General features: G+C 71.5%; 23 protein-coding genes. 10 read left to right on the top strand and 13 right to left on the bottom strand.

Features of this window, described 5'->3' with window-relative positions:
• Positions 1–3 precede the first annotated feature (3 nt).
• Positions 4–3,450: an ABC transporter substrate-binding protein gene (locus tag AB0K36_RS17745; protein WP_364594826.1), complete on the top strand. Its 3,447-nt coding sequence runs from the start codon at positions 4–6 to the stop codon at positions 3,448–3,450.
• 102 nt (positions 3,451–3,552) lie between these two features.
• On the opposite strand, the gene AB0K36_RS17740 is transcribed toward AB0K36_RS17745, so the two are convergent.
• The 5 genes from AB0K36_RS17740 to AB0K36_RS17720 all read right to left on the bottom strand — a co-directional run bounded on the left by AB0K36_RS17740 (position 3,553) and on the right by AB0K36_RS17720 (position 12,382).
• On the bottom strand, positions 3,553–5,931 hold the full coding sequence (locus AB0K36_RS17740; RefSeq protein WP_364594977.1) for a galactose oxidase family protein: 2,379 nt from the start codon (positions 5,929–5,931) through the stop codon (positions 3,553–3,555).
• 117 nt (positions 5,932–6,048) lie between these two features.
• Positions 6,049–7,254 carry a glycosyltransferase gene (locus tag AB0K36_RS17735; protein WP_364594823.1) on the bottom strand — a complete coding sequence of 402 codons (1,206 nt, stop codon included), beginning with the start codon at positions 7,252–7,254 and terminating at the stop codon, positions 6,049–6,051.
• The gene (locus AB0K36_RS17730) at positions 7,251–8,927 is read right to left on the bottom strand and encodes an ArnT family glycosyltransferase (RefSeq protein ID WP_364594820.1); all 1,677 of its coding nucleotides are present in this window, start codon (positions 8,925–8,927) and stop codon (positions 7,251–7,253) included. The genes AB0K36_RS17735 and AB0K36_RS17730 overlap by 4 nt, the downstream gene beginning before the upstream one ends.
• The gene (locus tag AB0K36_RS17725) at positions 8,924–10,195 is read right to left on the bottom strand and encodes a glycosyltransferase (RefSeq protein WP_364594817.1); all 1,272 of its coding nucleotides are present in this window, start codon (positions 10,193–10,195) and stop codon (positions 8,924–8,926) included. Before AB0K36_RS17725 ends, AB0K36_RS17730 begins: the two co-directional genes overlap by 4 nt.
• A gap of 168 nt (positions 10,196–10,363) precedes the next feature.
• Positions 10,364–12,382: a thioredoxin domain-containing protein gene (locus tag AB0K36_RS17720; RefSeq protein WP_364594814.1), complete on the bottom strand. Its 2,019-nt coding sequence runs from the start codon at positions 12,380–12,382 to the stop codon at positions 10,364–10,366.
• A 52-nt stretch (positions 12,383–12,434) separates the two neighbouring features.
• Between AB0K36_RS17720 and AB0K36_RS17715 the strand changes: the two genes are divergently transcribed.
• A complete protein-coding gene (locus tag AB0K36_RS17715; RefSeq protein WP_364594997.1) occupies positions 12,435–12,668 on the top strand; it encodes a hypothetical protein in 234 nt (77 codons plus the stop codon).
• On the opposite strand, the gene AB0K36_RS17710 is transcribed toward AB0K36_RS17715, so the two are convergent.
• Complete coding sequence (locus AB0K36_RS17710; protein ID WP_364594811.1) at positions 12,650–13,204, bottom strand: dihydrofolate reductase family protein; 555 nt, start codon at positions 13,202–13,204, stop codon at positions 12,650–12,652. The genes AB0K36_RS17715 and AB0K36_RS17710 overlap by 19 nt on opposite strands.
• A 112-nt stretch (positions 13,205–13,316) precedes the next feature.
• Positions 13,317–14,018: a helix-turn-helix domain-containing protein gene (locus AB0K36_RS17705; RefSeq protein ID WP_364594808.1), complete on the bottom strand. Its 702-nt coding sequence runs from the start codon at positions 14,016–14,018 to the stop codon at positions 13,317–13,319.
• Positions 14,019–14,208: 190 nt separating this feature from the next.
• On the opposite strand from AB0K36_RS17705, the gene AB0K36_RS17700 reads away from it, so the two are divergent.
• Positions 14,209–17,421, top strand: a complete 3,213-nt coding sequence (locus AB0K36_RS17700) for a tetratricopeptide repeat protein (protein ID WP_364594805.1) — start codon at positions 14,209–14,211, stop codon at positions 17,419–17,421.
• A gap of 71 nt (positions 17,422–17,492) precedes the next feature.
• Here AB0K36_RS17700 and AB0K36_RS17695 read toward each other — a convergent pair whose 3' ends face one another.
• Positions 17,493–17,843: a DoxX family protein gene (locus AB0K36_RS17695; RefSeq protein ID WP_364594802.1), complete on the bottom strand. Its 351-nt coding sequence runs from the start codon at positions 17,841–17,843 to the stop codon at positions 17,493–17,495.
• A 113-nt stretch (positions 17,844–17,956) separates the two neighbouring features.
• Here AB0K36_RS17695 and AB0K36_RS17690 point away from each other — a divergent pair, with 113 nt between their 5' ends.
• Positions 17,957–18,862, top strand: a complete 906-nt coding sequence (locus AB0K36_RS17690) for a LysR family transcriptional regulator (protein WP_364594799.1) — start codon at positions 17,957–17,959, stop codon at positions 18,860–18,862.
• 233 nt (positions 18,863–19,095) lie between these two features.
• On the opposite strand, the gene AB0K36_RS17685 is transcribed toward AB0K36_RS17690, so the two are convergent.
• Both AB0K36_RS17685 and mca read right to left on the bottom strand, forming a co-directional pair.
• Positions 19,096–19,341: a hypothetical protein gene (locus AB0K36_RS17685; protein WP_364594796.1), complete on the bottom strand. Its 246-nt coding sequence runs from the start codon at positions 19,339–19,341 to the stop codon at positions 19,096–19,098.
• Positions 19,334–20,215: a mycothiol conjugate amidase Mca gene (gene mca / locus AB0K36_RS17680; RefSeq protein ID WP_364594793.1), complete on the bottom strand. Its 882-nt coding sequence runs from the start codon at positions 20,213–20,215 to the stop codon at positions 19,334–19,336. Before mca ends, AB0K36_RS17685 begins: the two co-directional genes overlap by 8 nt.
• A 97-nt stretch (positions 20,216–20,312) precedes the next feature.
• Here mca and AB0K36_RS17675 point away from each other — a divergent pair, with 97 nt between their 5' ends.
• Together AB0K36_RS17675 and greA are read left to right on the top strand one after the other, a co-directional pair.
• On the top strand, positions 20,313–20,720 hold the full coding sequence (locus AB0K36_RS17675) for a DUF4307 domain-containing protein (RefSeq protein WP_364594790.1): 408 nt from the start codon (positions 20,313–20,315) through the stop codon (positions 20,718–20,720).
• A gap of 162 nt (positions 20,721–20,882) precedes the next feature.
• Positions 20,883–21,380, top strand: a complete 498-nt coding sequence (gene greA / locus AB0K36_RS17670) for a transcription elongation factor GreA (RefSeq protein ID WP_364594787.1) — start codon at positions 20,883–20,885, stop codon at positions 21,378–21,380.
• A 61-nt stretch (positions 21,381–21,441) separates the two neighbouring features.
• Here greA and AB0K36_RS17665 read toward each other — a convergent pair whose 3' ends face one another.
• From AB0K36_RS17665 to ilvA, 3 genes are all read right to left on the bottom strand, one after another.
• Positions 21,442–22,293: an ABC transporter permease gene (locus AB0K36_RS17665; protein ID WP_364594784.1), complete on the bottom strand. Its 852-nt coding sequence runs from the start codon at positions 22,291–22,293 to the stop codon at positions 21,442–21,444.
• Complete coding sequence (locus tag AB0K36_RS17660) at positions 22,290–23,315, bottom strand: ATP-binding cassette domain-containing protein (protein WP_364594781.1); 1,026 nt, start codon at positions 23,313–23,315, stop codon at positions 22,290–22,292. The genes AB0K36_RS17665 and AB0K36_RS17660 overlap by 4 nt, the downstream gene beginning before the upstream one ends.
• 197 nt (positions 23,316–23,512) lie before the next feature.
• Entirely contained in the window at positions 23,513–24,739 is a 1,227-nt protein-coding gene (gene ilvA / locus AB0K36_RS17655) for a threonine ammonia-lyase (protein WP_364594778.1), read from the bottom strand.
• A gap of 247 nt (positions 24,740–24,986) precedes the next feature.
• Between ilvA and AB0K36_RS17650 the strand changes: the two genes are divergently transcribed.
• From AB0K36_RS17650 to AB0K36_RS17635, 4 genes are all read left to right on the top strand, one after another.
• Positions 24,987–25,517, top strand: a complete 531-nt coding sequence (locus AB0K36_RS17650) for a MarR family winged helix-turn-helix transcriptional regulator (RefSeq protein ID WP_189466479.1) — start codon at positions 24,987–24,989, stop codon at positions 25,515–25,517.
• Positions 25,518–25,570: 53 nt separating this feature from the next.
• On the top strand, positions 25,571–26,023 hold the full coding sequence (locus AB0K36_RS17645; protein WP_435877881.1) for a sigma factor-like helix-turn-helix DNA-binding protein: 453 nt from the start codon (positions 25,571–25,573) through the stop codon (positions 26,021–26,023).
• A complete protein-coding gene (locus AB0K36_RS17640; protein ID WP_364594772.1) occupies positions 26,020–26,268 on the top strand; it encodes a hypothetical protein in 249 nt (82 codons plus the stop codon). Before AB0K36_RS17645 ends, AB0K36_RS17640 begins: the two co-directional genes overlap by 4 nt.
• A 63-nt stretch (positions 26,269–26,331) precedes the next feature.
• On the top strand, positions 26,332–26,523 hold the full coding sequence (locus AB0K36_RS17635) for a DUF1059 domain-containing protein (protein WP_364594769.1): 192 nt from the start codon (positions 26,332–26,334) through the stop codon (positions 26,521–26,523).
• Positions 26,524–26,551 lie beyond the last annotated feature (28 nt).

Genomic DNA, 26,551 nt, shown 5'->3' with positions numbered 1-26,551 from the left:
GCGGTGCTCCTTCGGCCTGTGGGGGTAGGTCCGGGGGGTGCGCCGACCACCGTAGATTGGTCCAGACCTATCGTCAACGGGTGGGGAACGCAGGAGAGTTGCGGCGGGGCGCCGGCCGCGGTGATCTGGTCTAATCGTTTCCGACGATCCCCGGGGGGCGGGGTCAGAGGCTGGGGGCCGGCGTTGCGGGAGCTGGATGCGGCGGATCCGCGTCAGGTGGGGCGGTACCGGATCCTCGCCCGCCTGGGAGCGGGTGGCATGGGCCGCGTGTACCTGGGTCGCTCCACCAGCGGCCGGATGGTCGCGGTCAAGGTGGTGCGCGCCGAACTGGCGGAGGACCCGGACTTCCAGCGCCGTTTCGCCCGCGAGGTGGAGGCCGCGCGGCGCGTCAACGGCTTCTTCACCGCGGCCGTGGTCGACGCCGATCCCACCGGATCCCCCGCCTGGCTCGCCACCGCCTATGTCCCCGGGCTGCCGCTCGACGGCGCGGTACGCGCCCACGGGACATGGCCCCGCCGGTCGCTGGTCCACCTGGGGGCCGGGCTGGCCGAGGCCCTGGAGGCCATCCACGGCACGGGAGTGATCCACCGGGACCTGAAGCCGTCGAACGTGCTGATCGCCGGCGACGGCCCCCGGGTGATCGATTTCGGCATCTCCATCGCCTCAGAGGCGAGTGTGCTGACACAGACCGGGATGGTGATCGGAACACCCGGGTTCATGTCGCCCGAGCAGGTGACGGGAAGGACGGTCGGCCCCGCCAGCGACGTGTTCTCCCTCGGTGCGGTGCTGGCCTTCGCCGGCACCGGGGCCGGACCGTTCGGGAGCGGCGCCCCGCACTCGGTGAACTTCCGCGCCGTCTACGAGGAACCCGACCTGGGCGGTCTGCCGCCGGGTACGGAGTTCGTCGGCCGGTGTCTCGAGAAGGACCCCGGCCGCCGGCCCACCGTGCCGGAACTGCTGACGGAGCTCGCGCGGATCCTCGGCGAGACGGGCGGACAGACCTACGCGGGCGGGCTGCCGAAGGAGACCGACTGGCTCCCGGAAGCGGTGGCGTCGGCCCTTCCCGGCCGGACCGCCGCCCCGGAACCCGCGCCCGCTGAGGACCCGGCGCGGGACCGGTCGGATCCCGTCGGCGCGGGCGGCCGCCCGGAGCCCGGCTCCGGTCTCACGCGAGGCGCCGTGCTCCGAGCCGCGACGGCGCCCGCGCCCGATCCGCGCATCCACCTCGCCAAGAGCCCCGCGGCCCCGCCCGCACCGACCGCACCGACCGCACCGACCGCGCCCCCGGGCGTGCCGGCGGCCGCCGACGACGAGCAGCCCGCGCCGCCTGCCACCGAGCGGCCCGTCGCCACTGACGAGCAGCCCGCGCCGTCCACCGACGAGCAAGCCGTGGCCGAGCCGTCCGTCGCCGCCGAGGAACGGCCCGCGCCGCCCACCGACGAGCAAGCCGTGGCCGAGCCGTCCGTCGCCGCCGAGGAACCCCCCGCGCCGTCCACACCCCCGAGCGAGCCGGCGGCCGTCACCGACGAGCAGGCAGCGAGCCGGCCACCGGCCGACACCGACGAGCAGCCCGCGCCGCCTGCCACCGAGCCGCCCGTCGTCACCGACCGGCCGCTGGCCACGCGCCCCACATCACCCGGCCGCCTCCCCGCCCAGGCGCCCGGCCGCGCCAAGCGGCGCCGTCTTGCGGCGATCGCTCTCACCCTCGTCCTCGTCACCGGTGGCGGGATCACCGCCCTGCTCGCCGACCGGGGCGGCGACGGGGACAAGTCCGAGGGGAAACGGGATGACACGGCCTCCTCCGCACGCGGCTTCGACGCCGCGGTCGGTGCCGTGGTCAACGCGTCCGACAGGAAGGGCGGCACCCTGCGCCTGGCGAGCTCCGGCGACGCCGACTCCTGGGACCCGGCGCGCTCCTACTACGGGTGGGTGTGGAACATGCAGCGCCTCTACGCCCGCACCCTGCTGACGTACGAGGCCGGGCCGGGCAGCAAGGGACTCGGCCTCGTACCGGATCTGGCGGCGGCCCGGCCGGAGGTCTCGCCGGACGGCAGGACCTACACCGTCAAGCTGAGGCCCGGCCTGAAGTTCGAGGACGGCACGCCGATCACCTCCAGGGACGTCAAGTACGGCATCGAGCGGGTCTTCGCGCAGGACACCGTCAGCGGCGGCCCCACCTACCTCGTCGAGGCACTGGACCAGAAGCAGAACTATCCGGGCCCGTACGAGGACGCCGGGAACGGCGGTCTGAAGTCGGTCGGCACACCGGACGACCTGACCCTCGTGTTCCGGCTGGCCAAGGCCGACTCCCGTTTCCCGTACCTGCTGGCCATGGGCGCCACCGCCCCCGTGCCACGGCAGAAGGACACCGGCGCCCGCTACGGTGAGAAGCCAGTCTCCTCCGGCCCGTACCGGTTCGAGTCCTACCGGCCTGGGAAGTCGCTGCTCCTCGTCCGCAACGGGCATTGGGACCGGGCCACCGACCCGCTGCGCAAGGCGCTGCCGGACAGGATCGAACTGACCGTCTCCTCCGACGACGACGTGGCCTCACGGCTCCTCGCGGGCACCGCCGACCTCGACGCCCGGCAGGCCGGCCTGACGCAGACCGCCGCGCGCAAGGTGCTGGGGGACCCGAAGCTGAAGTCCGACGCGGACAACCCGCACAACGGCTACCTCCATTACGTCTCGCTCGTCTCGAAGACCGCGCCGCTGGACAACGTGCACTGCCGCAAGGCCGTGCTGTACGCGGCCGACCCCACCGCCCTCCACTACGCGCGCGGTGGCCCGAAGACCGGTTCGCTGCGCGGCAGCATGCTCCCCCCGACGGTCCTGGGTGCCGACGACTACGACCCGTTCGGTCTGACCGACGGCAAGCCCGAGCGCGAGAAGGCCAAGGCGGAACTGCGGGCGTGCGGAAAGCCCGACGGCTTCACCACCACGATCGCCGTACGCAGCGTCAGGGAGAAGGAGGTCCAGTCCGCGGTCGTGCTGCAGAGCGCCCTGGAGGCCGTCGGCATCACCGCCGAGATCGAGCAGTACGACGCACTGCGGTACTACGACGAGGTCGGCTCTCCCCGCACCGTCGAGGACAAGGGCTACGGCCTGTTGATGCTGGCGTGGGGCGCCGACTACCCGACCGGCTCAGGTTTCCTCCAGCCCCTGGCCGACGGCCGCCTCATCACACAGACCGGCAACACCAACCACTCCGGGATCGACGACCCCGAGATCAACGACCTCTTCGACCGGGCCGCGGCCGCGACGGACCCCGCCGAGGCCACACGGATCCACCGCCGCGTCAACCACGCGGTCACCGACGGCGCGTACTACCTGCCGATCACCGCGGGCAAGTCCCTGAACTACCGCAACCCGCGACTGACCAACGTCTACGTCCACCAGGCCTTCGGCATGGTCGACTTCCAGGCCCTCGGCACCAGCGGCGCCTCCGGCTGACCGGGCACCGACCGAGCCGGCCGGCCCATGGCCGGGAAACAGGCCGAGCCCTGTCCGCCGGCCGGCGGACAGGGCTCGTACGCGTGGCTCACCGGCGGTCGTTCACCGCCTGCGCACGTCTCCCTTCCCGCACGCCACACCGTCCCGGTTCGGGTCGAGCCGCAGGGGGTCGTCCCCGCCGTTGACCTTCAGGCGGCCGTAGTCGTGCGCTGCCAGCCAGGCGCAGCGGGCGGCCGTCGTGCGGGCAACCGCCTTCGGGAAGGTGGTCGGGACGCAGACGCCCGCGTTGCCGTAGTGCCGGTCGCAGCCGGCGATCTGCGGGTCCACCGCCACCGAACTCCGCTTCTTCAGCGGCTTCTTCGGAGCCCGCGCCAGATCGTCCGCGAAGTCGTGGACATGGGCGGAGGGATGGCCGGCCGCCGCCTTCGCCATGGCGGGCGGGCCGCCGAGGTGCACCCACTCCGCCACCGACGGCACGCCGTTGGCGTCGACCGCGAAGAGCATGTACCAGCCCGGCGGCGCCAGGTTCGGGTTGCTGGTGACGTTCAGGTCGACGTTGTTGCCGTCGACCGTCATCGGCAGGTCCACGAACCGCTGGTTGGGGTCGGAGGAGTGCGTCACCGCCGCCGGGCGGATCAGCTCCGCCTTCGCGATCGGCCGGTCGACGGTGATCCGCTGGGTGTCGCCGTACGTCCACTGCCCGTCGATCACCGAGGTGATCTGCGGCCGCGCCCCCTTGAGCAGGTACGGCGGCGTGTAGATCGAGACGTTGTGGTTGTAGGTGCCGTTGCCGGGGTTGTCGCCGACCGACATGACGCGGCCGTCGGGCAGCAGGAAGGAGGAGGAGTGGTAGCCGCGCGGGATCGGGTCGGCCGCGAGCCCCGCCTCGTAGGTGTTGGTCACCGGGTCGAAGAACGACGCCTCGTACACCGGGTCGGCCCGGTCGTGCAGGGCGCCGCCGGTCTCGAAGACCTTGCCGTCGGGCAGCAGCACCGCCGAGACGTACATCTTGCCCTCGGCGCCCGTCTGCGGGCGCCGGCCGAGGCCCTGGTCGACCTCGCCCTGCGGCAGCAGAGGGCCGTGCACGTACGCGGGGTTCGGCACCTTGAGGTCGATGATGTCGGTGTAGCGGTTGGCGACCGGGTTGGTCTCGTTGTTGCCGCCGCCGATCGTCAGCACCCTCTGGTCCTGCGCGGGCGGCAGGAGCACGCTCGCCGACTCGTCGCGTTCGTCCTTGGCCCGGAGGCCGGGCACGTCGGTGATGGTGTTGGCCTCGTAGTCGTAGATCGAGGCGCCGGTGCCCGGGGTGCCGTTTCCGAAGGTGTGGCTGCCAGAGTAGAAGAGGCGGCCGTCCTGCATGAGGATCATCGACGGGTACAGGCCCCAGTACGACCAGGTCTGGTTGACCTCGTTCATCGGGAGCCACTTGTTCTGGGCGGCGGAGAACTTCTCCGCGGTCACATTGCCCGTCGAGTCCTCCTTCAGCCCGCCGAAGGAGATGACGTCACCGTTGCCGAGGATGGTCGCCGACGGGTACCAGTGGCCGCCGTTCATGTCGTTCGTGCGGGTGTAGGTCTCGGTCTCCGGGTCGAAGACGAACGAGTCCTTCAGGCCCTGGTAGCCGATCGAACCGTCCGCGGAGGGGTAGCCCTTGTTGCCGGACATGATCAGGATCTTGCCGTCCTGGAGCTGCACATGGCCCGCGCAGAACATGTCGACGGGCGTGGGAATCGTCCTGAAGGTGCCGGTCGCCGGGTCGTGGACGGCCGAGGTGAAGGTGCCCGCCTCGAAGAGTGCCGGGTCGTTGCCCGAGCCGGCGATGACGAGGACCTTGCCGTTGTGCATGACCACCGAGTGCATGGAGCGCACCGGGTTCTGCACCGGAAGGACGTCCCAGCGGCCCTTGAGGCACTCCTGCGGCGTGCCCGTGCAGGTGGGATCCGGAGCCGGGACCGACACCTCCTCCATCACGTAGTCGTCGGTGGTGACCGAGCCCGTGCCGTACACGGACACGCCCCATGCGATCCGGTCGGTGCCCGGCGGGACGGCGGGGGTGCGGACCTCGGCGCGCTGGTAACCGGCGCTCGTCTCGAGGGTCTTGAGGTCCGTCCAGTACTGCCAGCCGGCCGTGGTGTCGTGGCGGAAGAGCGTGACGGAGGCGTCGGGAGTGGTCGATTTGTACCAGAGCGACAGGTCGTACTGCCGCTCCGGCGTCACCTGCGGCGCGCAGGCCGTGGTCTCGGTGATCAGGGCCTTGCGGTCGCCGTCGACACGGCGGGTCAGCGAGACCTTCATCGCCTTGGTGCCGGAGTGGGCGTCGGCGACCGTCTCGAACGTGAAGTCGTTGTCCCCCCAGCCGGACTTGGACCAGCAGGCGGGCATGTCACCCGTGCCCGCCGTCTCGAAGCCGGGGTTGGAGATCAGGTTGGGCGGGCCGGCCTGGGCCGTCTGCGGGACGGACATCAGCAGCGCCGTGGTCATGGCGCCGACGGCGAGCAGGGCGGTCCTGCGTCTGGGTCGGCGGGGGATCCGGAGCGGTGGCGGCATGAGCGGGTTCCCTTCGTGCGGCTCTCTTCCGAGGGATGTCGGTGGGGTGGTTCAGGAGCTGGTGACCCGCATGTCCTGCCGGGCGGCGCGCGGGGCGCTCTTCCCACGCGGCAGATAGACGAGCGCCTCCGTCGCGGCGAAGCGCACGACGAACGTGGTCAGCAGCGCGAGCGCCGTCGCCGGGAGCACCGCCATGTCCAGCCAGGACACGAACAGCGCGATCAGCGGGATCCGCAGCAGCAGATCGGCGTTGGCCAGCAGCGCGAAGCGGCCGGCCCGGTCCGCCCAGTGCCGGTGCCGCCTGCGGTCCCGGAACAGCAGCATCTCGATGAGCAGGAAGTTCCAGGCCACACCGAACTGGTTGGCCACGATCTCGGCCGGCAGGTAGTGCATGCCGGCACCGGTCAGCAGGTGCAGCGCGAGAAGGTTCGGCACGAAGCCGGTCAGCCCGATCAGGCCGAACGCGACCATCCTGGCCATCGCGGACGCGGTGCGCAGCCCGGTGAGATGACCGAGGAACCGCATGCCCTCCTTCGCCGTCGACTTCGACTCGCCGGCGAACCGGTCCTGGAAGACGAACGGCACCTCGGTGACGGTCTCCGGGCGGCAGCGCACCGCCAGTTCCAGCAGGATCTTGTAGCCGAGCGGCTTCAGCGCGTCGGCCGTCACCACACTGCGCCGGATCGCGAAGAAGCCGCTCATCGGGTCGCTGATCCCGCGCAGCCGCCGCGGGAACAGTGCCTTGGTGAGCCAGGTCGCGCCGCGCGAGACGGCGATCCGGTAGCCGCCGGCGAGGCCCTCGCGGCTGCCGCCGCGGATGTAGCGGCTGGCGACGACCAGGTCCGCGCCCGCGCGTTCGCCCGCCGCGACCAGGTCCGGTACCAGGGCGGGGGGATGCTGGAGGTCGGCGTCCATGACGACGATCCAGTCGGAGCCGGCCCTCCGCATGCCTTCGACGACGGCCCCGCCGAGCCCGCCGTCCGGAGTGTCCCGGTGCAGCACGCCGACCGGGAACGGGCAGTCCTGCGCGGCGCTGCGGATCACGTCCGGGGTGTCGTCGGTCGAGTCGTCGACGAACAGCACCTCGCAGGGCAGCCGGGACGGGACCGAGTCGGTGAGTCTGCGCAGGAGTTCACGGATGTTGCCGGACTCGTTGTAGGTGGGGACGACGATGGTGACGGCGCCGGGCTCGGCGACCTGGGTAGCACTCAGCTCCGGATCGCCGAGTTCCTCGGCGCCCGTACGGGGGGTGGTCACAGCTCGCCTCCAGCGATCCGGCGGATCTCGATACGGTCCTCGCCCGTGCCGAAGACGGCGACCGGCGTCGAGTGTTCGAGCGCGGACTTGACGTTGGGCAGGTCGACGGCGTCACGCCGTACGGTCGGTGACGACACGACGTAGTCGAGGTCGCGCCAGCCGCGCGGCATCGTCTCCGCCACCGCCGGGTCGAGGTCCGCCTTGTAGAACCAGATCGCCCCGGTGCCGGGCTCGAAACCGTCGTGCACGAGATCCAGCCAGAGGGCGTCGTCGACGAGCACCCGGGTGTTGGCCGGGTCGTCGACCTCGTTCTGCATCCAGGCGGCCGCGGCCCGGTACGGGGCGTTGGCGTCGACGGTGAGCGCGGCCCTGTTGCCGTCGTACCAGCGGGGAACGACGTACCCGACCGCCGCCACGGCCAGCAGAGCCGCCGCGGTGAGGCGTGCGGCGCGCGCCCGGGCTGGCGCCGTGGACAGGCCCGGCCGGGCCTGTCCCGCGCCCCAGTTGCCGCGGCGCAGTACGGCGTGGGCCACGCTGGCCGCCGCGGCCGCCAGGACCAGCGCGAGGAACGGGAGCGCCTGGATCACGTACATCGCCGGGAGATAGCCCGAGGGCCGCATCGCGACGACCGCGAGGATCGCCACCACCAGCGCCGGGCCGGCGAGTGCCCGTGCGGTGACCGACCAGCGGACCGTGACGAGCAGGAGCGCGGCGCCGGCCAGTCCGCCGACGGGCAGCACCGTGTCGTAGTAGAGCCAGGACGTGAGGACCCCGTGGGAGCCGGTGCCCTCGTCGAGGATGAATCCGGAGCCGGGCCGGCTCATCTGGTAGGTGATGCCGTCGATCAGCGACACATGGCCGGCGCCGGGGAACAGCTCGCTGTTCAGCAGTGCGTACAGCGGATAGGACAGGCCGATCAGCGCACAGGCCGTGATCGCTCCGGTCACCGCGAACTTACGGGTGTCGCGGTGGCTGTGCCGCCACATCGTCACCAGCAGCGCGGGGAGCACGACCAGCATGGTCTCCTTGGTCAGCACGGAGACGGCGGCGGTGAGCCCCGCGGCGAAGTGGTGCCACAGATGCCGGCTGGGCGACGCGGCCAGGCAGAACGCCAGCAGCATCCACATCACGGCGATGTTGTCGAGGAAGATCTCGCGCTGCAGCACGACGGAGAGCGGCGAGAGACCGAAGAGGGCCATCGCCAGCCCGGCCGCCCACCGCGGCAGGAACAGCCGGCGCGCCAGCACGTACAGGAGCACCGCGCACGCCGCGCTGACCGCCAGCATCGCGAACCGCATGGAGGCGACGCTCATCGTCTCGGGGGCGATCAGCGAGGGTATCCAGGTCAGGAACGCGATCTGGATCCAGCCGAGCGGCGGATGGTCGTACCAGTACGTGTAGTGGGCGAGCCCTTCGCCCTGCTGGACCGCCCACGCCTGGGCGAGGTAGGTGCCCTCGTCGTCGCTGAGCGTCGGGAACTGGGTGATGTTCCAGCCCTGGACGAGAAGGATCACGCACAGCAGCACGCCGCACAGCAGCAGGTCGGGCCGCGAACTGCGGAACCGCACGACCGGGCGGACGTGCGCGGGCGCGGCGGTGGTGGTGGTCGCCTTCGCGGGTGCGGCGGACACCGGCTCGGTGGCTTCAGGGGCCGGAGGCAGGGTGGTGGTCACCGGCGGGCGTCCTCTCTGGTCCCGGACACCTCGGTGAGGTGCGCGCCGACATGGCTGGTGAGCTCCCACTCGTTACGGCCGCGCTGCTCGCGCCAGACCGCGCGCACGGCGGCGCCGGCGAGCAGGACCTGGTAGAAGGGGCCGCCGACGACGAGCTTGACGTAGTGGATCGCACGGACCCGCAGGCCGTACTGCTTGCCGAAGTCGTGCAGTCCGACGATCTCGAAGACGAAGGTGACCATCGCCGTGATCAGCGGCAGGAAGGTCACGATGGCGACGCCCACCGGGACGTCGAGGAAGAGCGCGATCGCGACGTTGACCGGGATGATCACGCCCGAGTACGCCTGGAGGAACGGCGTCATCAGGGTGTAACGGGCCAGCATGCGCTGCCCGCGCCCGGGCAGTTGCTTCCAGTCCTTCTTCCGGTAGACCTGGAGGAATCCCTGGTTCCAGCGGGTGCGCTGCTTGAGCAGGCTCATCAGGGTGCCCGGGGTCTCCTCCCGGGTGACCATGTCGCTGTCGTACGCGACGACGACCCTCTTGCCGACGGACGACAGCCGCACCCCCAGGTCGCAGTCCTCCGCGAGACAGTTCGGGTCCCAGCCGCCGGCCTCGCGCAGCACCGGGGTGCGTACGAAGACGGTGTTGCCGCCGAGCGGGATGAAGCCCTTCTGCGCGTGCAGGTGGAGCCGGCTGCGGAACCAGAAGAAGTACTCCAGGCAGTTGCGCAGGCTGTACCAGCTGGAGTGGAAGTTGATCAGCTGCACCCCGCCCTGCACCACGTCGGCGCCGGTGGAGGTGAAGGCGTGGTCGACGTGGGCCAGCAGCTCCGGGTGGACCTGGTCCTCGGCGTCGAACACCCCGACGATGTCGCCGCGGCAGTGCGGCAGTGCCGTGTTGAGCGCCTTCGGCTTGTTCTTGGTCTCGTGGGTGTCGGTGATGACGCGCACCCGGACCGGATCGCGGGCGGCGGCGCGTTCGGCGACCGCGGCGGTCTCCGGGTCGTCGTGTCCGACGATCACGATGATCTCGAAGTTGGAGTGGCTGGACTCCAGCAGCCGCTCGATGGTGTGCTCCAGCACCGCCTGTTCGTGGCGGGCCGGCAGCAGCAGCGAGAAGGAGAGACCGACCCCTCCGTCGGGCCGGTCGAACCGTGTCGCCGCGAGAGTCTCCGGCGTACGCCAGGCGTGCATCTGCCACCAGAGCGTGAACGCCGCCATCCAGAAGAGCGCCACCGAAATGGCAGCAACGAACAGCGATATGAGCATGAATGGCCCCCCTGCCACTGCGCCGCGGCAGGACCCCCCTGGCCGTCGGCACGTACTTCCCCCACGCGCGTCACTCCCCAGTACGCGCGTCAACTCACCTGCGTTCAGGACAATAGAGGCGGAGGATTTCGTTCCGGGGCCTGACCGTTAAATTCAGCTCTTCTCGTCTCAGTCGGTGAGTTTCCGGGCAAGTTCTGTTGCGTTTGTGGTCGGTGAATCGCACACGAAGCCACGGCAGACGTACGCGGCCGAACTGCCGTTCACCAAAGGACGGTCCCGCAGCAACGGAAACTCGTCACCGTCCGGCTCCCCCACCGCGACCGCCGCCCCCGGCGCCGTACCCATCAGTGCCGTCAGATGCAGCTCCCGCGTCGCCGGGTCGCCCTGCGGGCCGACGACCGCCACCTCGCGCGGCCCGTCCAGCAGCGCCTCCGCGACCGCGAGACCCCAGCCGATGAACCGCGGGGCACGCGGCCCGAGCGCCTTCACCACGCCCAGGGCCTCCTCCGCGGCGGTGCGATGTGCCTCGGAGCCGGTGTGCGCGGCGTACGTCAGCAGCGCGCCGGCTGCCGCAGACCAGCCCGAGGGAGCGGCGTTGTCCGTGGGGTCCTGCGGGCGCCGGATCAGGGGCTCCGCGTCGTGGGCGGTGTCGTACAGCTGGCCGCCCTCCCCCCGGAACCGGTCGATCACCATGTCCAGCAGGAACCCGGCGAATTCCAGCCACGCCCCTTCACCGCCGACCGCGGCCAGCGCGAGGAAGCCCTCGGCGACGTCCGCGTAGTCCTCCAGCACCCCGGCGTTGTCCCCGGCCCGCCCGTCCTTGGACGTCCGGTGCAGGCGCACGCCGCCGGCCTCGAAGTCCATGTGCACCCTCACCAGCAGGTCGGCGGCCTCCGTCGCCCGCTCGACGAGGTCCGGCCGGCCGAAGTACGCACCGGTCTCGGCGAGGGCGGCGACGGCGAGGCCGTTCCAGGCGGCGACGATCTTGTCGTCACGGCCGGGACGCGGACGCTCCTCGCGGGCCGTGAGCAGACGGGCGCGCAGGTCCGCGTCCGGTTCGCCGACGGGCAGTCGCAGCACCGACGAACCCTCCTCGAAGGTGCCCTCCTCGGTCACCGCGAAGAGCTCCGCCGCCCGTGCCCCGTCCTCGTCGCCGAGCACCTCACGCAGCTGCGCGGGGGTCCACACGTAGAACGCGCCCTCGGCGTGACCGCCGTCCGCCGTGTCGCTGTCCGCGTCCAGCGCGGAGGCGAACCCGCCCTCGGCGGTGCGCAGTTCGCGCACCATGAAGTCGGCGGTCTCCAGCGCCACCCGCTTGGCCAGATCACTGCCGGTGGCACGCCACAGGTGGGCGTACACCCGGCACAGCAGGGCGTTGTCGTAGAGCATCTTCTCGAAGTGGGGGACGACCCACTCGCGGTCCACCGAGTAGCGCGCGAACCCGCCGCCGAGCTGGTCGTAGAGCCCGCCCCGGGCCATCGCCTCACCGGTGTGGGCGGCCATCTGCAGCGCACCCTCGCCGCCCGTGCGCGCGTGGTGCCGCAGCAGGAACTCCAGGACCATCGACGGCGGGAACTTCGGCGCGCCGCCGAAGCCGCCGTGCCGCTCGTCGTAGTCACGGGTGAGTCCGAGCAGCGCCCGTGCCAGATCCTCCTCGCCGGGCAGCCCGTCGCCGCCGGCCACCAGCGACCGCGCGGCCAGATCGGAGGCGATCCGCCGCGCGACCTCGCCGACCTCGTCCCGCCGGCCGGTCCAGGCGTCGCTGACGCCCTCCAGCACCTGCCGGAAGGACGGCATGCCGTGGCGGGGCTCGGGCGGGAAGTAGGTCCCGAAGTAGAACGGCTCCCCGTCGGCCGTCATCCACACGGACATCGGCCAGCCGCCCTGCCCGGTCGCGGCCTGCACGGCCTCCATGTAGACGGCGTCCACATCGGGCCGCTCCTCACGGTCGACCTTGATGTTGACGAAGTGCTCGTTCATGTACGCGGCGGTCTCCGCGTCCTCGAAGCTCTCGTGGGCGAGCACATGACACCAGTGGCAGGAGCTGTACCCCACGCTGAGGAACACGGGCACGTTGCGCCGCCGCGCCTCGTCGAAGGCCGCTGGCTCCCACTGCCACCAGTCGACGGGGTTGTCGGCGTGCTGGAGGAGGTAGGGGGACGTGGCCTGCGCAAGTCGGTTCGCCATACCTCCATCCTTGCGCACGGGGGCCGGGGGCGCGGAGCGGCACCGCGGGGGCGTGGCGTCGGCCGTCCCGGCCGGCGGCCAGGTCGTCGGCGCCGGGTGCCGTTCCTACCGCCCGGGTGGATGCACGTACGTCCTTGACCCGGCAGCCCGCGTCCACCGGGACGGGGACGTGTTCACCGGCGTGGTGAAGGCCGTGGCGCCCTTCGCCGTCGAGGTCGGCCTCGACGCGCTCCGAGCCCGCGCCGGCGAACCCGCCCGGCCCGCCGCTCAGCGCACCGGGCGGTAGGTCGCGATGATCACGCCGCTGCTGGTCGGCTTCGCGCTCACCAGCTCCAGCTTCTTCATCGCGGCGTCGTCGTCGAACAGCTTCTTGCGTCCCTCGCCGGCCACCACCGGGTGGATCAGCAGCACCAGCTCGTCCAACAGGTCCTGCTCCAGCAGCGAGCGCACCAGCGTCGGGCTGCCGGCGACGGTGATGTCCTTGCCCTCGCCCGACTTGAGTTCATCGACAGCGGCCGCGAGGTCGCCCTTGACCAGCGTGCTGTTCGACCAGTCGTCGACGCCGTCCAGCGTCGACGAGAACACGTACTTAGGCGATTCGTTGATCCACTTGGCGAAACCGGCGTCCTCGCCGCTGGTCACGGTGGGCCAGTACCCGGCCCATTCGGTGAACGTCACCCGGCCCAGCAGGATCGTGTCGGCCGTCTCCAGCGTGTCGGCCATCGCCGCGCCCATCTCCTCGTCGAACGCGAACTGCCACTCGTTGGGGGCCTGTGCGACACCGTCGAGCGAGATGAACAGACCCGAGACAACCTTGCGCATGATTCCTCCATGATGAGTGCGGAGTCCGCCGTGCGTCCCGGCCCTGACGGCGCTCCGGCCGGGACGGGCCGACCCCTTCGGCCACGTCGTGAACACTAGGCCGGGACGGGACTCAGGTCTTGTACAGAAGCGACAGCGGCTCCGCGCCGTCCGGGAGGCTCAGCCGAGTGGCGCTCCGGCCGATGTACCGGCTCAACGACCGTGCCAGGTGCGGCTGGTCGAAGTACCCAAGACGGTGGACGACGTCCTGGGCCGGCACCCCCTCCTGGACCAGTACCGCCGCCTGCCGTGCGCGCTGGATCTGCCGGACGGCACCCTGTGTCAGGCCGGTCGCCGCGACGAAACGCCGTTGCAGGGTGCGGTCGGAGACGTCCGGGCGGGCGCCGCCGAGCACGGCGGGCACGATCGGGTCCTGGTCCACGATCCCCTCCCGCACCATCCGCAGGACGAACGCCTCCGCGTTGTCGTAGTCCGGCACGTGCCAGGCCGAACCCTTCAGCCACAGTGAACGCCGCGTCACGTCGGGGATCTCCGCGTTGCCGCCCACCAGACTGCTCACGGGAAGGTGCGGCATCGAGGTGCCCAGCGCGAAACTGATCCCGAAGAAGACGGCGTCGTCCGGCACCGGCGCCCGGGACGCCCTCGGCTCCGGGCCCAGCACGGCGGCCTGCGTCCGGCCCCGGTGCTCCCAGAACACCAGCTCCCAGTGGGCCGTGGCGACCGACATCATCCGGGCGACGTCGTCGCTGCGGCTGCGCCACACCCGCTCGATGTACGGCAGCTCCGACGTCCGGCTCTCGATCACCAGACTCATCCCGGTCCCCCTCGCACGGCCCGGATCCCGATGTCCCGGAATCCCGGAAGAGCCGCCAGTCTGCCACCCCGCTCAGCGACTCCGCCGCCGGAACCTCTCGCACATCCTCCCCAGGACAACGACACTTGACGGCGCGCCACATGGGTAGCGAGACAGGATCCGGGATTTTCCACGGGGACGGGGGACACGCATGCGGGACGGCCATCGGGCTGAAGCGGAACGGCTGTTGGCACGAGCGGTGGAGGAGGAGGTGCGGCGCTCGGGCGGCAGCTCCGACGCCGGGACACTGCTCGCGCGGGGACGTGCCGCTCTCGACTCGATGGCGGCGAGCGCGAGCGAGGAGTACGCGGCCTACGAGCAGGCGCTCACCGAGGCCGAGGCCGGGCAGCTGCCGCTGTCGCGGCGCTTCAGCCGGGAGACGCTGGGCGCTCCGGTGCTGGTCACCGCCGTCGCCGCCGTCGCCGCGATCGGCGCGGACGTCGCCCTCGGGACGGCGACGGGCACCGCGCTCGGGGCCGGTGCCGTCGTGGCCGTCGCCGGGGCGGCGACCACCGTCGCCAAGGTGACCGCCACGCACTGGCCCGCGGCGCACCGCAGGGCGGGAGCGCTCGCGCAGCCCGGCGGCGTGGAGCAGCTGCGGCTCCAGTGGCTGACGGCGCTGGAGGTACGGGGCATCCGCCCGTTCCTGGACCAGCAGCGGATGCTGGCGGCCTCGAACCGCCCGGTCACCGCCAAGAAGGCGTCCGTCGTGCCGCAGCTGCGTGGCGCCGACCGGTCGGCGGCGGCACGGCGCAGGTCCGTGCTGGAGCAGTCGTTCGGCCATCTCCCCGATCCCGGGGGCCCGTTCGCCGGGCGCCGCTCGCAGATGGCGCAGATCACCCAGTGGGTGCACGCGGCGCGCGCGGCGACGCAGACCCTTCCGGTGGTGGTGGTCCTCCACGGAGATCCGGGCTCGGGACGCACGACTCTCGCGGTGCGCGCCGCGCACCATCTCAAGGACCTGTTCCGCGGCGCGTGCGTGGTCGATCTCCGGGGCGACGGCGAGCAGCCGCTGCCCACCCGTGACGCCCTGCTGCACCTGCTGAACCGGCTCGGCGCACCGCGCGAGCAGCTGCTCTTCCGTGAACGCGCCTCCGCGGAGCAGCAGGTGCGGCGGCTGAGCGAGCTGTACCACCAGTATCTGACCGGGCTGCCGGTGACGGTGGTGCTCGACGACGCGAGCGACCCGGACCAGGTGCGCACGCTGCTGCCGGAACGGTCGGACAGTCTGGTGCTGGTGACCGCCCGCGCGCCGCTCGACCTGCCCGACGACATCCCGGCCCGGGTGCACCAGCTGCCGGTGGAGGCGCTGGACGCGGCGGGCGCGGAGGAGCTGCTGCGGGCCGCGGCGGCCGGGCCCGCACCGGAGCCGTACGACGTCCGGTCCACGGAGGAGGTCCGGGAGCTGTGCGGCGGCCTGCCCCTGGCGCTGCGGACGGCGGGCTCGTCCCTGGGCGAGCGTTCCGCGGACCGCCTGGCGGCGGACCTCCGCGCCCTGGGACCGCTGGATCCGGTCGAGCGGGCGCTGCTGCTGCGCTACACCGACCAGCCGGAGCAGGGGCGGCGGCTGCTGCGCCGGCTGGCACTGGCGGGCCGGGCCTCGCTCGGTCCGGCGGCGGCCGCGGCACTGCTGGCGACCGACGAGAAGGAGGCGAAGCGGCTGCTGGCGTCGCTCGCGGAGGCGGGGCTGATCGACCATGTGCGCTCGGGACGCTACCGGCTGCACGACGCGGTGCGCCGCTTCGCCGGGAACCGGCTGACGGACGAGGAGGACGCCGCCGACCGCGGCGCGGCGCAGGAGCGGCTGATCCGGAACTACGCGGAGCTGGCCGGCGCGGTGATCCGGATGGTCGACGGCAAGATGTCGACGCGGGCCGGGCAGTTCGGTGCGTACGGCTTCCCCTCGCTGGACGCGGCGCTGCGCTGGCTCGACGACGAGTCGAGCTTCATCACCTCGGCGCTGCGGCACGCGGAGGGTGTGGACCAGCAGGCCGTGCTCGGGCTGCTGGGCGCGCTGTGCGACTACTGCCTGCTGCGCGGCGACCTGTACCGGCTGGGTGAGATCAGCGAGCTCACCCAGGCCGTGGACCAGGGGCTGCTGGAACGCTCCGTGCGCTGGCGCACCGGCATCGCGGCCCGGCAGCTGGGCGAGCTGGACAAGGCGCGTACGACGCTGTCGTCGGTGGTGGGTCTGTACCGGGAGGCGCACCACGACGCCGGCGCGGCGCTCGCGCTGTGCTCGCTCGGGATCACCCTGCACCACCAGGGCAACCTCACAGAGGCGGCGGCGAAGCTGCACGAGGCGATCGCGCTGCAGGACTCGCAGGAGCAGGCGGAGGACCGCGCCTGGTCGCTGCACGCGCTGGCCGCCGTGGAGCGCGACCGGGCGAATCTCGCCGAGGCCCTGCGGCTGCTGGAGACGGCGCTGGCGCTGCACCGGGATGGCGAGTCCCTGCACGGTGAGGCCTGGTCGCAGTTCCAGTTGGGCCAGGTGTTCCTGCGCACGGGCGACGTGCCCGCCGCGCGGACGGCGCTGGAGGTGGCCCTGGACCTGTACGGCCGCACCCGCGACGGCCGCGGTGAGGCGTGGGCGCTGACCCAGCTGGCGCGCGCCCGGCTCGTCGACGGCGACCCGGCGCCCGCGGTGGACGACCTGCGTCAGGCGCTGGCCAGGCATCGCGAGAACGAGGACGCCCGCGGTGAGGCGTGGACCCTGTACTACCTGGGCCAGGCCCTGGAGGAGTCCGGCGACCGCGACCAGGCGGTACGGGAGCTGGAGCGGGCGCGGACGATGTTCTCCCGGATGCGGGACGTGTACGGGCTGGCCTGCGCCCGGCACCATTCCGGCCGGGTCACCCGCGACCAACTCGCGGCCAGGACGGGCAGCCTGCGCAACTCCGGCTTCGCCCGCCAGCTCCTCGTCGACGCCCGCGCGGACTTCGCCCGGATCGGCGTCGCGCACGGCGAGGCCTGGACGTGCCTGGAGCTGGCGATGATCGACGCCGGGAACAGCCGTGCGCCGCAGGCGCTGGAGCTGTGCGACGAGGCGGCGGCCCTGTTCGCCTCCTACGGCGACCAACGCGGCGGCGACTGGGCGCGTTTCCTGCGCTGCACCCTGCTGCCGTACGCCTCGCCCGGCGGCATCGAGGTCGGCACGGTCGTGGCCCAGGAGGAACTGTCGCGTCTGATGGCCGCAGGGCACGCGTCGCGTGACGGGAAGCTGGAGGACTGCGCGGAGGCCCTGGCGGTGATGCTGGAACGCGGCGTGCGCCTGGAGGACGGCTGGCAGGCGTGGCAGCTGGGACTGGTCCCGAACCGGCACGCCCGGGAGGTCATGGGCGTGCCGGTGGAAGCGGGCCGCTGACGGGCGGGCCGCTGCGGCGGAACGGGGCGGGCTGCACGGGGGCGGCTGGGCGGGGGCGGCCTGCGGCCCGTTCAGGACGACGCCAGGCGCAGGGCCAGAGATGCCGCGACCAGCAGGAGGAACGGCAGCGGGGCGGGCAGATGGGCCCAGCGGCCCGAGCGCGCGATCACGATCACCGCACCCACGTAGTAGAGGATCAGTCCGACCGACGCCGCGACGGCGATCGGGACCAGTCCGATGCCGATCAGCAGTCCCAGGACACCGGCCCCTTTCAGCACGCCCAGTGCGGGCACCCAGGTGAGCGGCACGCCGTAACCCGCCAGGTTGTCGAGCATCCACCGGGGTCGGATCAGGTGGTTGGCGGCCGAGTAGCCGCTGGTCGCAGCGGCGAGAAGGGTGACGACGAGGTAGGCCGTGAACATGACCGGACTCCAGGCAGACGGGACGACGACCGGGCCGCTCCGACGCCCCGTGACGTCAACCCTGACGAGTCGGCCACCGGCGGGTCCAATAGCCGTTTCCATAACCTGGCGGCATGGACATCGACACCCGGTTGCTGCGTTCCTTCAACGCCGTGGCGGAGGAGGGGAACCTGACGCGCGCCGCACAGCGGCTCTTCGTGGCGCAGCCGGCCCTGACCAAGCAGATCAAGCAGCTGGAGAGCCGGCTGGGTGTTCCGCTGTTCATCCGCTCCCGGGCGGGGATGGAGCTCACGGCGGCGGGCCGTGCCCTGGCCGGCGAGGCGGCCGGAGTGCTGTCCCATTGGGACCGGGCGGTACGGGAGGCCCGGGGCGCGGCCGGGCGGGAGGCCCGTGTCCTGCGGGTCGGCTTCGTCGCCAGCGCGGCCAACGAGGCGACGCCGCGCATCCTCGCGGAGTTCGCACGCAGACGCCCGGAATGGCGGGTCTCCCTGCGGCACACCGACTGGACCGACCCGTCCGCGGGCCTCGCCGACGGAGAGGTGGACACCGCACTGGTCCGCCTGCCGTTCCCCGGCGAGGACGCCTTCCGCGTCGAAGTCCTCTTCACCGAACCCCGCTGGGTCGCCCTGTGGGACGCCCATCCGCTGGCCGCGCTGGACGAGGTCCCGTTCGGCCGGCTGCGCGACGAGCCCTTTGTGGCGGCGCCTCTCGAAACCGGGGCCTGGCGGGACTTCTGGGTCGGCGACGACGCCGGCGACGGCCGCACCGCCGTGATCGGCGCCGTCGCCCGCAACACGGACGAATGGCTGGCGGCGATCGCGGGCGGCCACGGCGTCAGCCTCACGCCCGCGGCCTCCGCCCGCTTCTACCGCCGCCCCGGCGTCACCTACCGCCCGGTCAGCGGCCTCACCCCCACCCGCGTCGGCGTCGCCTGGGCCTCGGCCCCGACCACCGACCCGACGGTCCAGGACTTCGTCCGCTGCTGCCTCACGGAAGCCCATGGCGGCCCCGCCGCCTGACAGCGGCCGGCCTCACGACAAGACGCCGCCTGTGAGGTTCGAGCTTCTCGTGCCTCGAAGAGAACGCGGTGACCGCGGCCACGCCCTGTACGAGCTCGCGCGTACCGGCTCCGCAAGGGCGAACCCCCTCGGCCTCCACCGCCCGGCTGCGCCGTGGGGACGGGACAGCACACCGCGTGACTCCACGGCACCGGCGGTGCCGTGGAGTCACGCGGTGACGAACGTGCGGCCGGTCAGGCCGCCGAGCCGCGGGCCTGCTTCTCCGGGGCGCCGGCCGCCTCCGGGTCGGGGGCCTCCTCGAAGTTCACCCGGCCCATGTGGCGGTTCATGGACTTCATCAGGGCCCACACGCCCACAGCCAGCGCCGCGAAGACGAGAAAGCCGAGGACACCCGGGGTGACCTTGTTCTCGTCGAGCTCCTTGGCGAGGGTGGCCATGTGCGTCATTGCGAGGTGTGCGCTTGCGCTCATGTCAGGCATTGTCCCGGATGCCCGCGAAGAGGTCGTCCTCGGGGAGGGAGGTTTCGACGAGCGACTTCGCGAGCTCGTACTCCTCCGTCGGCCAGACCTCCTTCTGGATCTCCATGGGGACGCGGAACCAGCCGCCCTCGGGGTCGATCTGCGTGGCGTGCGCGATCAGCGCCCGGTCACGGGTCTCGAAGAACTCGGCGCAGGGCACGTACGTGGTCAGCGTCCGCTCCGCGCGCTGGAACTCCTTCCAGCGCTCGAGCCACTCGCCGTACGGCGACTCGAGACCGCGCTCGAGCAGTGCCTCGTGGAGGGCGACCGTGCGGGGACGGTTGAAGCCCTGGTTGTAGTAGAGCTTCTGGGGCTGGAAGGCCGGCCCGTACTCGGACTCGGGGAACTTCTCCGCGTCGGCCGCGCCCTCGAACGCCACCATCGTGATCTTGTGGGTCATGATGTGGTCGGGGTGCGGGTAGCCGCCGTTCTCGTCGTAGGTCGTGATGACCTGGGGACGGAAGTCGCGGATCCTGCGCACCAGCTCACCGGCCGCCTTGTCGACGTCCTCGAGGGCGAAGCAGCCCTGCGGGAGCGGCGGCAGCGGGTCGCCCTCCGGCAGACCGGAGTCGACGAAGCCGAGCCAGTCCTGCTTGACCCCGAGGATCTCGCGGGCCTCGTCCATCTCCTTCCTGCGCACCTCGTGGATGTTCTCCTCGATAGAGGCGTCGCCCTGGAGCTTGGGATTGAGGATGGAGCCGCGCTCGCCTCCCGTGCAGGTCACGACCAGCACGTCCACCCCCTCGGACACATACTTGGCCATCGTCGCCGCGCCCTTGCTCGACTCGTCGTCGGGGTGGGCGTGCACGGCCATCAGTCGCAGCTGCTCAGTCAAGACTCGATCCTCAATGAATAGTCGCGTCGTGCAACTTCTATAGTGACCGAATCGGCGGACGGAAAATTCCTGCCTCCGGCTCTCGAGAGGAACGATCATGGCGGCTGTCGGCGAAAAGCTTCCGCGGGGGCGCTACGGGCGCACGGCGGACGAGCGCGCGGACCGCAAGCTGCGGATCGTGGGGGCCGTTCTCGGCGCCTGCATGCTCGCTCTCGTCGGCTGGTTCGGCTACGACTACGTCGCCGGTACGCGGATCAGCGCCGAGGTGATCAAGTTCGACGTCATGGAGGGCGTCGACGAGGTCCAGGTCCATCTCGAGGTCCGCAAGGACGCGGGGGCCGCCGGCAGCTGCACGGTGCGGGCCCTCGCGGAGGACGGCGCCGAGGTCGGCCGGCTGGACGTGGCGATCGGCCAAGAGGGTGAGAACCGCATCGACGAGGTCGTGAAGATCCGTACGACGCGGCAGGCGACGAGCGCCGAGCTGATGGGCTGCAACGCCGCGTGACACCCCGCACCCCTCGCTGAGCAGGGGTTCTGCAGGTACCGAGGCCTTTGTCCTCCCCCTTTCCCGCCGGAATTGTTAGGCTCGTGGTTTCGCCCACCCATGGGGGTACATCCTTGTGGGTAGGGCGATGCTTTGTATTCCCAGTACCTACGAGGAGCACCTGTGACCCAGACCAGCGACAACGTCACCTGGCTTACCCAGGAGGCGTACAACCAGCTCAAGGCCGAGCTGGAGTACCTGTCTGGTCCCGCGCGCACCGAGATCGCCAAGAAGATCGAGGCGGCGCGCGAGGAGGGCGACCTGCGGGAGAACGGCGGGTACCACGCGGCCAAGGAGGAGCAGGGCAAGCAGGAACTCCGTGTGCGCCAGCTGACCCAGCTCCTGGACAACGCCAAGGTCGGCGAGGCCCCGGCGGACGACGGCGTCGTCGAGCCCGGCATGGTCGTCACGATCGCCTTCGACGGCGACGAGAACGACACCCTGACGTTCTTGATGGCGTCCCGCGAGTACGCGACCGCGGACATCGAGACGTACTCGCCGCAGTCGCCGCTGGGCGTCGGTGTGAACGGCAAGAAGGTCGGCGACGACGCCGAGTACGAACTGCCCAACGGCAAGAAGGCCGCGGTGAAGATCCTCGCGGCCAAGCCCTACTCGGGCTGAGCGGGACACGGACGACGAAGGGGCCGGACCGCGGAAGCGGTCCGGCCCCTTCGTGCGCCGGTCAGGCCGTCGCGGAGCGGTACTTGCGCACCGCGAGCGTGCGGAAGAGAACGATGATCAGGACGGACCAGATCACCGACGCCAGCACCGAATGCTGCATCGGCCAGGCGTCCGACGTGGAGACGCCCGGATTGCCGAACAGCTCGCGGCAGGCCTGGACGGTGGCGCTGAAGGGGTTCCACTCGGCGATGTGCCGCAGCCACGGTGTGAGATTGCTGGAGTCCACGAACGCGTTCGAGATGAACGTGACCGGGAAGAGCCAGATCAGACCGCCGGACGTGGCCGCCTCCGGCGTGCGCACGGACAGGCCGATGAGCGCACCGATCCAGGAGAAGGCGTAGCCGAGCAGGAGCAGCAGGGCGAAAGCGGCCAGCGCCTTGGGGATGCCCTCGTGCACCCGCCAGCCGACGAGCAGGGCAACGACCACGAGCACGACGACGGTGAGCGTGGTCTGCACGAGGTCGGCGAGCGTACGGCCCGTGAGGACCGCGCCACGCGCCATGGGCAGCGAGCGGAAGCGGTCGATGAGGCCCTTGTGCATGTCGTCGGCGATGCCGGCGCCCGCGCCCGCCGTCGCGAAGGTGACGGTCTGGGCGAAGATGCCGGCCATCAGGAACTCGCGGTAGACCTCAGGGGAGGTCGAGTTCCCGATCTGCATCGAGCCGCCGAAGACGTAGCTGAACAGCACCACGAACATGACCGGCTGGATCATGCCGAAGATGATCATCTCCGGAATCCGGGTCATCCGGATCAGGTTGCGCTTGGCGACGACGAGCGAGTCGTTGACCGACTGCGCGATGCCGCCGCGGGGTCTGGGGGCCGCGATCGGGGCGGCTTCCACCTGGGTGCTCACTGCGCGGTCTCCTTCTGGGACTTCCTGCCCTGTCCGGGCTTGCCGGCCACGGCGTCCTCGTTCTCGCCGTTGCCCTCCGCGGCCTCCGCCGCGTGGCCGGTCAGCGAGATGAAGACGTCGTCGAGGGTGGGGCGGCGCAGGCCGATGTCGTCGATCTCCACGCCGCGCGCGTCGAGGTCGCGGATGACCTCGGCGAGCAGCTTGGCGCCGCCGGTGACCGGGACCGTGAGCTTGCGGGTGTGTTCGGCGACGGCGACCTCGCCCTTGCCGTAGCCGGCGAGGACCTCGCGGGCGGGCGCGATCTGGTCGGGCTGGTGGACGACGACCTCGACCCGCTCGCCGCCGGTGCGGGCCTTGAGCTGGTCGGAGGTGCCGCGGGCGATGACCTTGCCGTGGTCGACGACGCAGATGTCGTCGGCGAGGTGGTCGGCCTCCTCCAGGTACTGGGTGGTCAGCAGCAGCGTCGTACCGCCGCCGACGAGTTCCTGGATGACCTCCCACAACTGCTGCCGGTTGCGCGGGTCGAGGCCGGTCGTCGGCTCGTCCATGAACATCACGGGCGGGGACACGACCAGCGCCGCCGCGAGGTCGAGCCTGCGGCGCATACCGCCGGAGTAGGTCTTGGCGGGGCGGTCGGCGGCGTCGGCCAGGTTGAACCGCTCGAGCAGCTGACCTGCCCTCTTCTTCGCGTCCCTGGCGCTCATCTGGTAGAGCTGCCCGACCATCTGGAGGTTCTCCCGGCCGGTCAGGTACTCGTCGACGGCGGCGAACTGGCCGGAGAGGCCGATCGACCGGCGCACCTCGTTGGGGTGCTTGAGCACATCGATGCCGGCGACGACCGCGGAGCCGCTGTCCGGCTGGAGGAGCGTGGTCAGTACGCGCACGGTGGTGGTCTTGCCGGCGCCGTTCGGGCCGAGAAGTCCGAGGACCGTGCCTTCGGGGACGTCGAGATCGACGCCGTCCAGTGCCCTTACGTCACCGAAGGTCTTGACCAGACCTTCGGCGTAGATGGCGCCTGGCATAGGGGGTCTCCCATGGTGACGGGTGGGTCGGATGAGTGCTTGCGCGTGAAAGGCCGGCTCGGCCGCTCCCTTTGCGGGAGCATGGCAGGGCCCACACCGTAACGCGATACATCGCGTCTCTCAAGAGGGTGTCGCGTTGTCGTCCGCGCCGGGTATCGCGATACAGGCGCCTCGCCCTCCCGCGGGCGCGGAAGCGCTCAGACCATCACCGTGTAACCCGCGGCGCGCAGGGTCGCCGCGACCTCCTCGCAGTGCTCGGGCCCCTTGGTCTCCAGGTGCAGCTCCACCTCCACCTCCGTGAGCCCGAGCCGCGGGTCGGTCCGTACATGGCTCACATCGAGAACATTGGCATCCGCCACTGACAACAGGCCGAGAAGACCCGCGAGCGCACCCGGCCGGTCCGTCAGCCGCAGCCGCAGCGACAGGTACCTGCCCGCCGCGGCCATGCCGTGCCGGAGGATGCGCTGCATCAGCAACGGGTCCACGTTGCCGCCCGACAGCAGGGCGACGACCGGGCCATCGAAGGACCTCGGATCGCTCAGCAGTGCCGCCACCGTGGCCGCCCCGGCCGGCTCGACGACCATCTTCATCCGCTCGAGGCACAGCAGCAGCGCACTGGAGAGCGCGTCCTCGGAGACGGTACGAACCTCGTCGACAAGATCGCCAATGATTTTGAAGGGCACATCGCCCGGCCGCCCCACCTTGATGCCGTCCGCCATCGTCGAGGGCCGCTCGACGGACACCGGATGCCCCGCCGCCAGCGACGGCGGATAAGCGGCGGCGCCCTCGGCCTGCACGCCGATCAGCTTCACGTCGGGCCGCAGCGCCCGCACCGCGACCGCGATCCCGGCCAGCAGCCCGCCGCCGCCGACACCGACGACGATCGTCCGCACCTCCGGGCACTGCTCGAGGATCTCCAGCCCCACCGTGCCCTGCCCGGCGATGATGTCCGGGTGGTCGAAGGGGTGGATGAAGACGGCGCCCGTCTCCCGCGCGTACTCCTGCGCCGCGGCCAGCGTCTCGTCGACGACCTGCCCCTGCAGACGCACATCGGCCCCGTACTCCCTGGTCGCGGCGACCTTCGGCAGCGGAGCGCCCACCGGCATGAAGACCGTGGAGCGCACTCCCAGCAGCGACGACGCCAGCGCCACGCCCTGCGCGTGGTTGCCCGCGGAGGCGGCGACGACGCCTGCCGCCCGCTCCTCCTGCCGGAGGCCGGCGATCCGCACGTACGCGCCGCGCAGCTTGAACGAGCCGGTGCGCTGAAGGTTCTCGCACTTGAGATGGACCGGCGCCCCCACCAGCTGCGACAGATGCCTGCTGCCCTCCATCGCCGTGACTCTGGCGACGCCGGACAGCATCTTCTGCGCTCCCCGGATGTCGTCGAGGATCACGGAAGGAATCTCGGGCGTACGGAAGCTCATGCTGCCAAGTCTGGCAGTTCGGGTCCCGCCGGGTGGCGTCGTCCGCATCCCGGTCCGGCGGCCGCCGCCGTCACCCGGGACGGGGCCGCCGGCGGGGCGGGCGGACCGGCCCGGAGTCCGGCCGCGTAAGGGGCCCGTACCGGATTGTGCAGCGCAGGTACGCGGGGACCCGGGGCCGCGTACTCTGTCCCCCACCAACCGACCACCGCACAAGAGAGCCCCCGCAGCCATGCCCACTTCTCAGGACATGACGACCACTGCGTCTGCCTCTCGGGGGACCTCCCCCGAACCCCCCGGCGGCCCCGGTCTCCTCGATGCCCTCCAGCACCAGGTGGCCGTGTTCGCACGCCGCGCGGAACAGACACGGCTCGGCGGAGTCGGCCAGGTCCGCAACTCGATGGACCGTGCCGCGTACCTGCTGCTCAACCGCCTGGACCTCGAAGGTCCGATGGGCGTCAAGGCGCTGGCCGCCGGGATGGGCATCGACTCCTCGACCGTCACCAGGCAGGTGGCGCCGCTCGTCGACAGCGGCCTGGTCAAACGCACCTCGCACCCGGAGGACGGCCGCGCGGTCGTGCTCCAGCTGTCCCCGCGCGGCCTGGCCAAGCTCGAAGAGGTCCGCGCCTCACGCCGTGAACTGATGGCCCAGGTGACGGACGGCTGGACGGAGAACGAGCGGGAATCCTTCTGCACTCTGCTCACCCGTTTCAACACGGCGCTCTCCGCCCGCCAGGCCGGTCTTCCCGCCGGTGAGACGGAGACGCCGCCGACCTCTTGACCCAGGGCCGTCGCCGGGCCCTATATGAGGACGTGAGCGAGCGGAATTCAGCCATGGACCGCCGTCGCGTCCATGAGTTCGAAGCCTTCGTGGCGGGCGCGTCGAGCCGACTGCTGCACGCCGCGACCCTGCTCACGGCCGAGCCCCCCACCGCCAACCCGCTGGCACAGCGGCTGCTGACCGGTGCCCTGGCCCGCACCTACGCGCACTGGGACCGGCTGCGCGGCGAGGACCCGTACAACCGCACCCGCCAGGAACTCGCCCTCCGCTTCGCCCGCAGCGCCTGGCGCTACCACCGGGTGCGCGGCGGTGTACTGGACCGTCTCACCCCGCAGGAACGCCTGATCCTCGTGCTGCGCCTGTACGAGGGGGTCGAGGAGGAGCAGACCGCCGCGATCATCGGGCTTCCGGCGGACCGGGTGCGGGCCATCTGCAGCCGGGCGGTCTCCACCATGCGCGGCGCCCGCCGGGCCCCCGGCCGCCCGCTCCTGAGGACGGCCTCGTGAACGGCCCGGAGCGCAAGGAGGACGAGGTCAGGCGGATGATGGAGGTACCCCATCCCGTGGTCCCCGCCGGCCTCGGCCCGCGCGCCGCGGAACAGGGCGCGAGGCTGCTGCGCCGCCACCGGGCGGTCCGCCGGGCGTGGATCGGGCTGCTGGTGGTGCTGGTGATCGCGTGCGCGGTGTGGGCGACGGTGACCGAACCGTGGGCGGTGCCTCCGTCGGACACGACACCGCCGCTCGACTGGTAGCGGCCGCTCGTCGCGGATCTACTCTGAAGAGAGGGGTGGGACGAACGAGCCCAGGAGGCCGTCATGACCAGGAAAGTCGCCGACTGCCGCAACACTCCCAGCGTCTCCGGATGCACCTTGACGATCAGTGGTGAGGAGGAGGAGGTCGTGCGGGCGGCCGTGGAGCACGCGATCTCCGTGCACGAGCACACCGACACCCCCGAGCTGAGGCAGATGGTGCGCGATTCCCTGCAGGACGAGAAGGCCCCCGTCTGACCGGATCCCGGTCCGGCCCTCGGGCCCC

The sequence above is a fragment of the Streptomyces kurssanovii genome, from assembly GCF_040677245.1.
Taxonomy (GTDB): Bacteria; Actinomycetota; Actinomycetes; order Streptomycetales; family Streptomycetaceae; genus Streptomyces; species Streptomyces kurssanovii.
This window is presented reverse-complemented; position numbering and strand designations above follow the sequence as displayed.

Coding starts and splice junctions, on each gene's coding strand:
- AB0K36_RS17740 (WP_364594977.1), bottom strand. CDS start 5,931: ATGACCACGGCGCTGCTGATGTCCGTCCCGCAGACGGCCCAGGCCGGC.
- AB0K36_RS17725 (WP_364594817.1), bottom strand. CDS start 10,195: ATGCTCATATCGCTGTTCGTTGCTGCCATTTCGGTGGCGCTCTTCTGG.
- AB0K36_RS17720 (WP_364594814.1), bottom strand. CDS start 12,382: ATGGCGAACCGACTTGCGCAGGCCACGTCCCCCTACCTCCTCCAGCAC.
- AB0K36_RS17710 (WP_364594811.1), bottom strand. CDS start 13,204: ATGCGCAAGGTTGTCTCGGGTCTGTTCATCTCGCTCGACGGTGTCGCA.
- AB0K36_RS17705 (WP_364594808.1), bottom strand. CDS start 14,018: ATGAGTCTGGTGATCGAGAGCCGGACGTCGGAGCTGCCGTACATCGAG.
- AB0K36_RS17700 (WP_364594805.1), top strand. CDS start 14,209: ATGCGGGACGGCCATCGGGCTGAAGCGGAACGGCTGTTGGCACGAGCG.
- AB0K36_RS17695 (WP_364594802.1), bottom strand. CDS start 17,843: ATGTTCACGGCCTACCTCGTCGTCACCCTTCTCGCCGCTGCGACCAGC.
- AB0K36_RS17690 (WP_364594799.1), top strand. CDS start 17,957: ATGGACATCGACACCCGGTTGCTGCGTTCCTTCAACGCCGTGGCGGAG.
- AB0K36_RS17685 (WP_364594796.1), bottom strand. CDS start 19,341: ATGCCTGACATGAGCGCAAGCGCACACCTCGCAATGACGCACATGGCC.
- AB0K36_RS17675 (WP_364594790.1), top strand. CDS start 20,313: ATGGCGGCTGTCGGCGAAAAGCTTCCGCGGGGGCGCTACGGGCGCACG.
- AB0K36_RS17660 (WP_364594781.1), bottom strand. CDS start 23,315: ATGCCAGGCGCCATCTACGCCGAAGGTCTGGTCAAGACCTTCGGTGAC.
- ilvA (WP_364594778.1), bottom strand. CDS start 24,739: ATGAGCTTCCGTACGCCCGAGATTCCTTCCGTGATCCTCGACGACATC.
- AB0K36_RS17650 (WP_189466479.1), top strand. CDS start 24,987: ATGACGACCACTGCGTCTGCCTCTCGGGGGACCTCCCCCGAACCCCCC.
- AB0K36_RS17645 (WP_435877881.1), top strand. CDS start 25,571: ATGGACCGCCGTCGCGTCCATGAGTTCGAAGCCTTCGTGGCGGGCGCG.
- AB0K36_RS17635 (WP_364594769.1), top strand. CDS start 26,332: ATGACCAGGAAAGTCGCCGACTGCCGCAACACTCCCAGCGTCTCCGGA.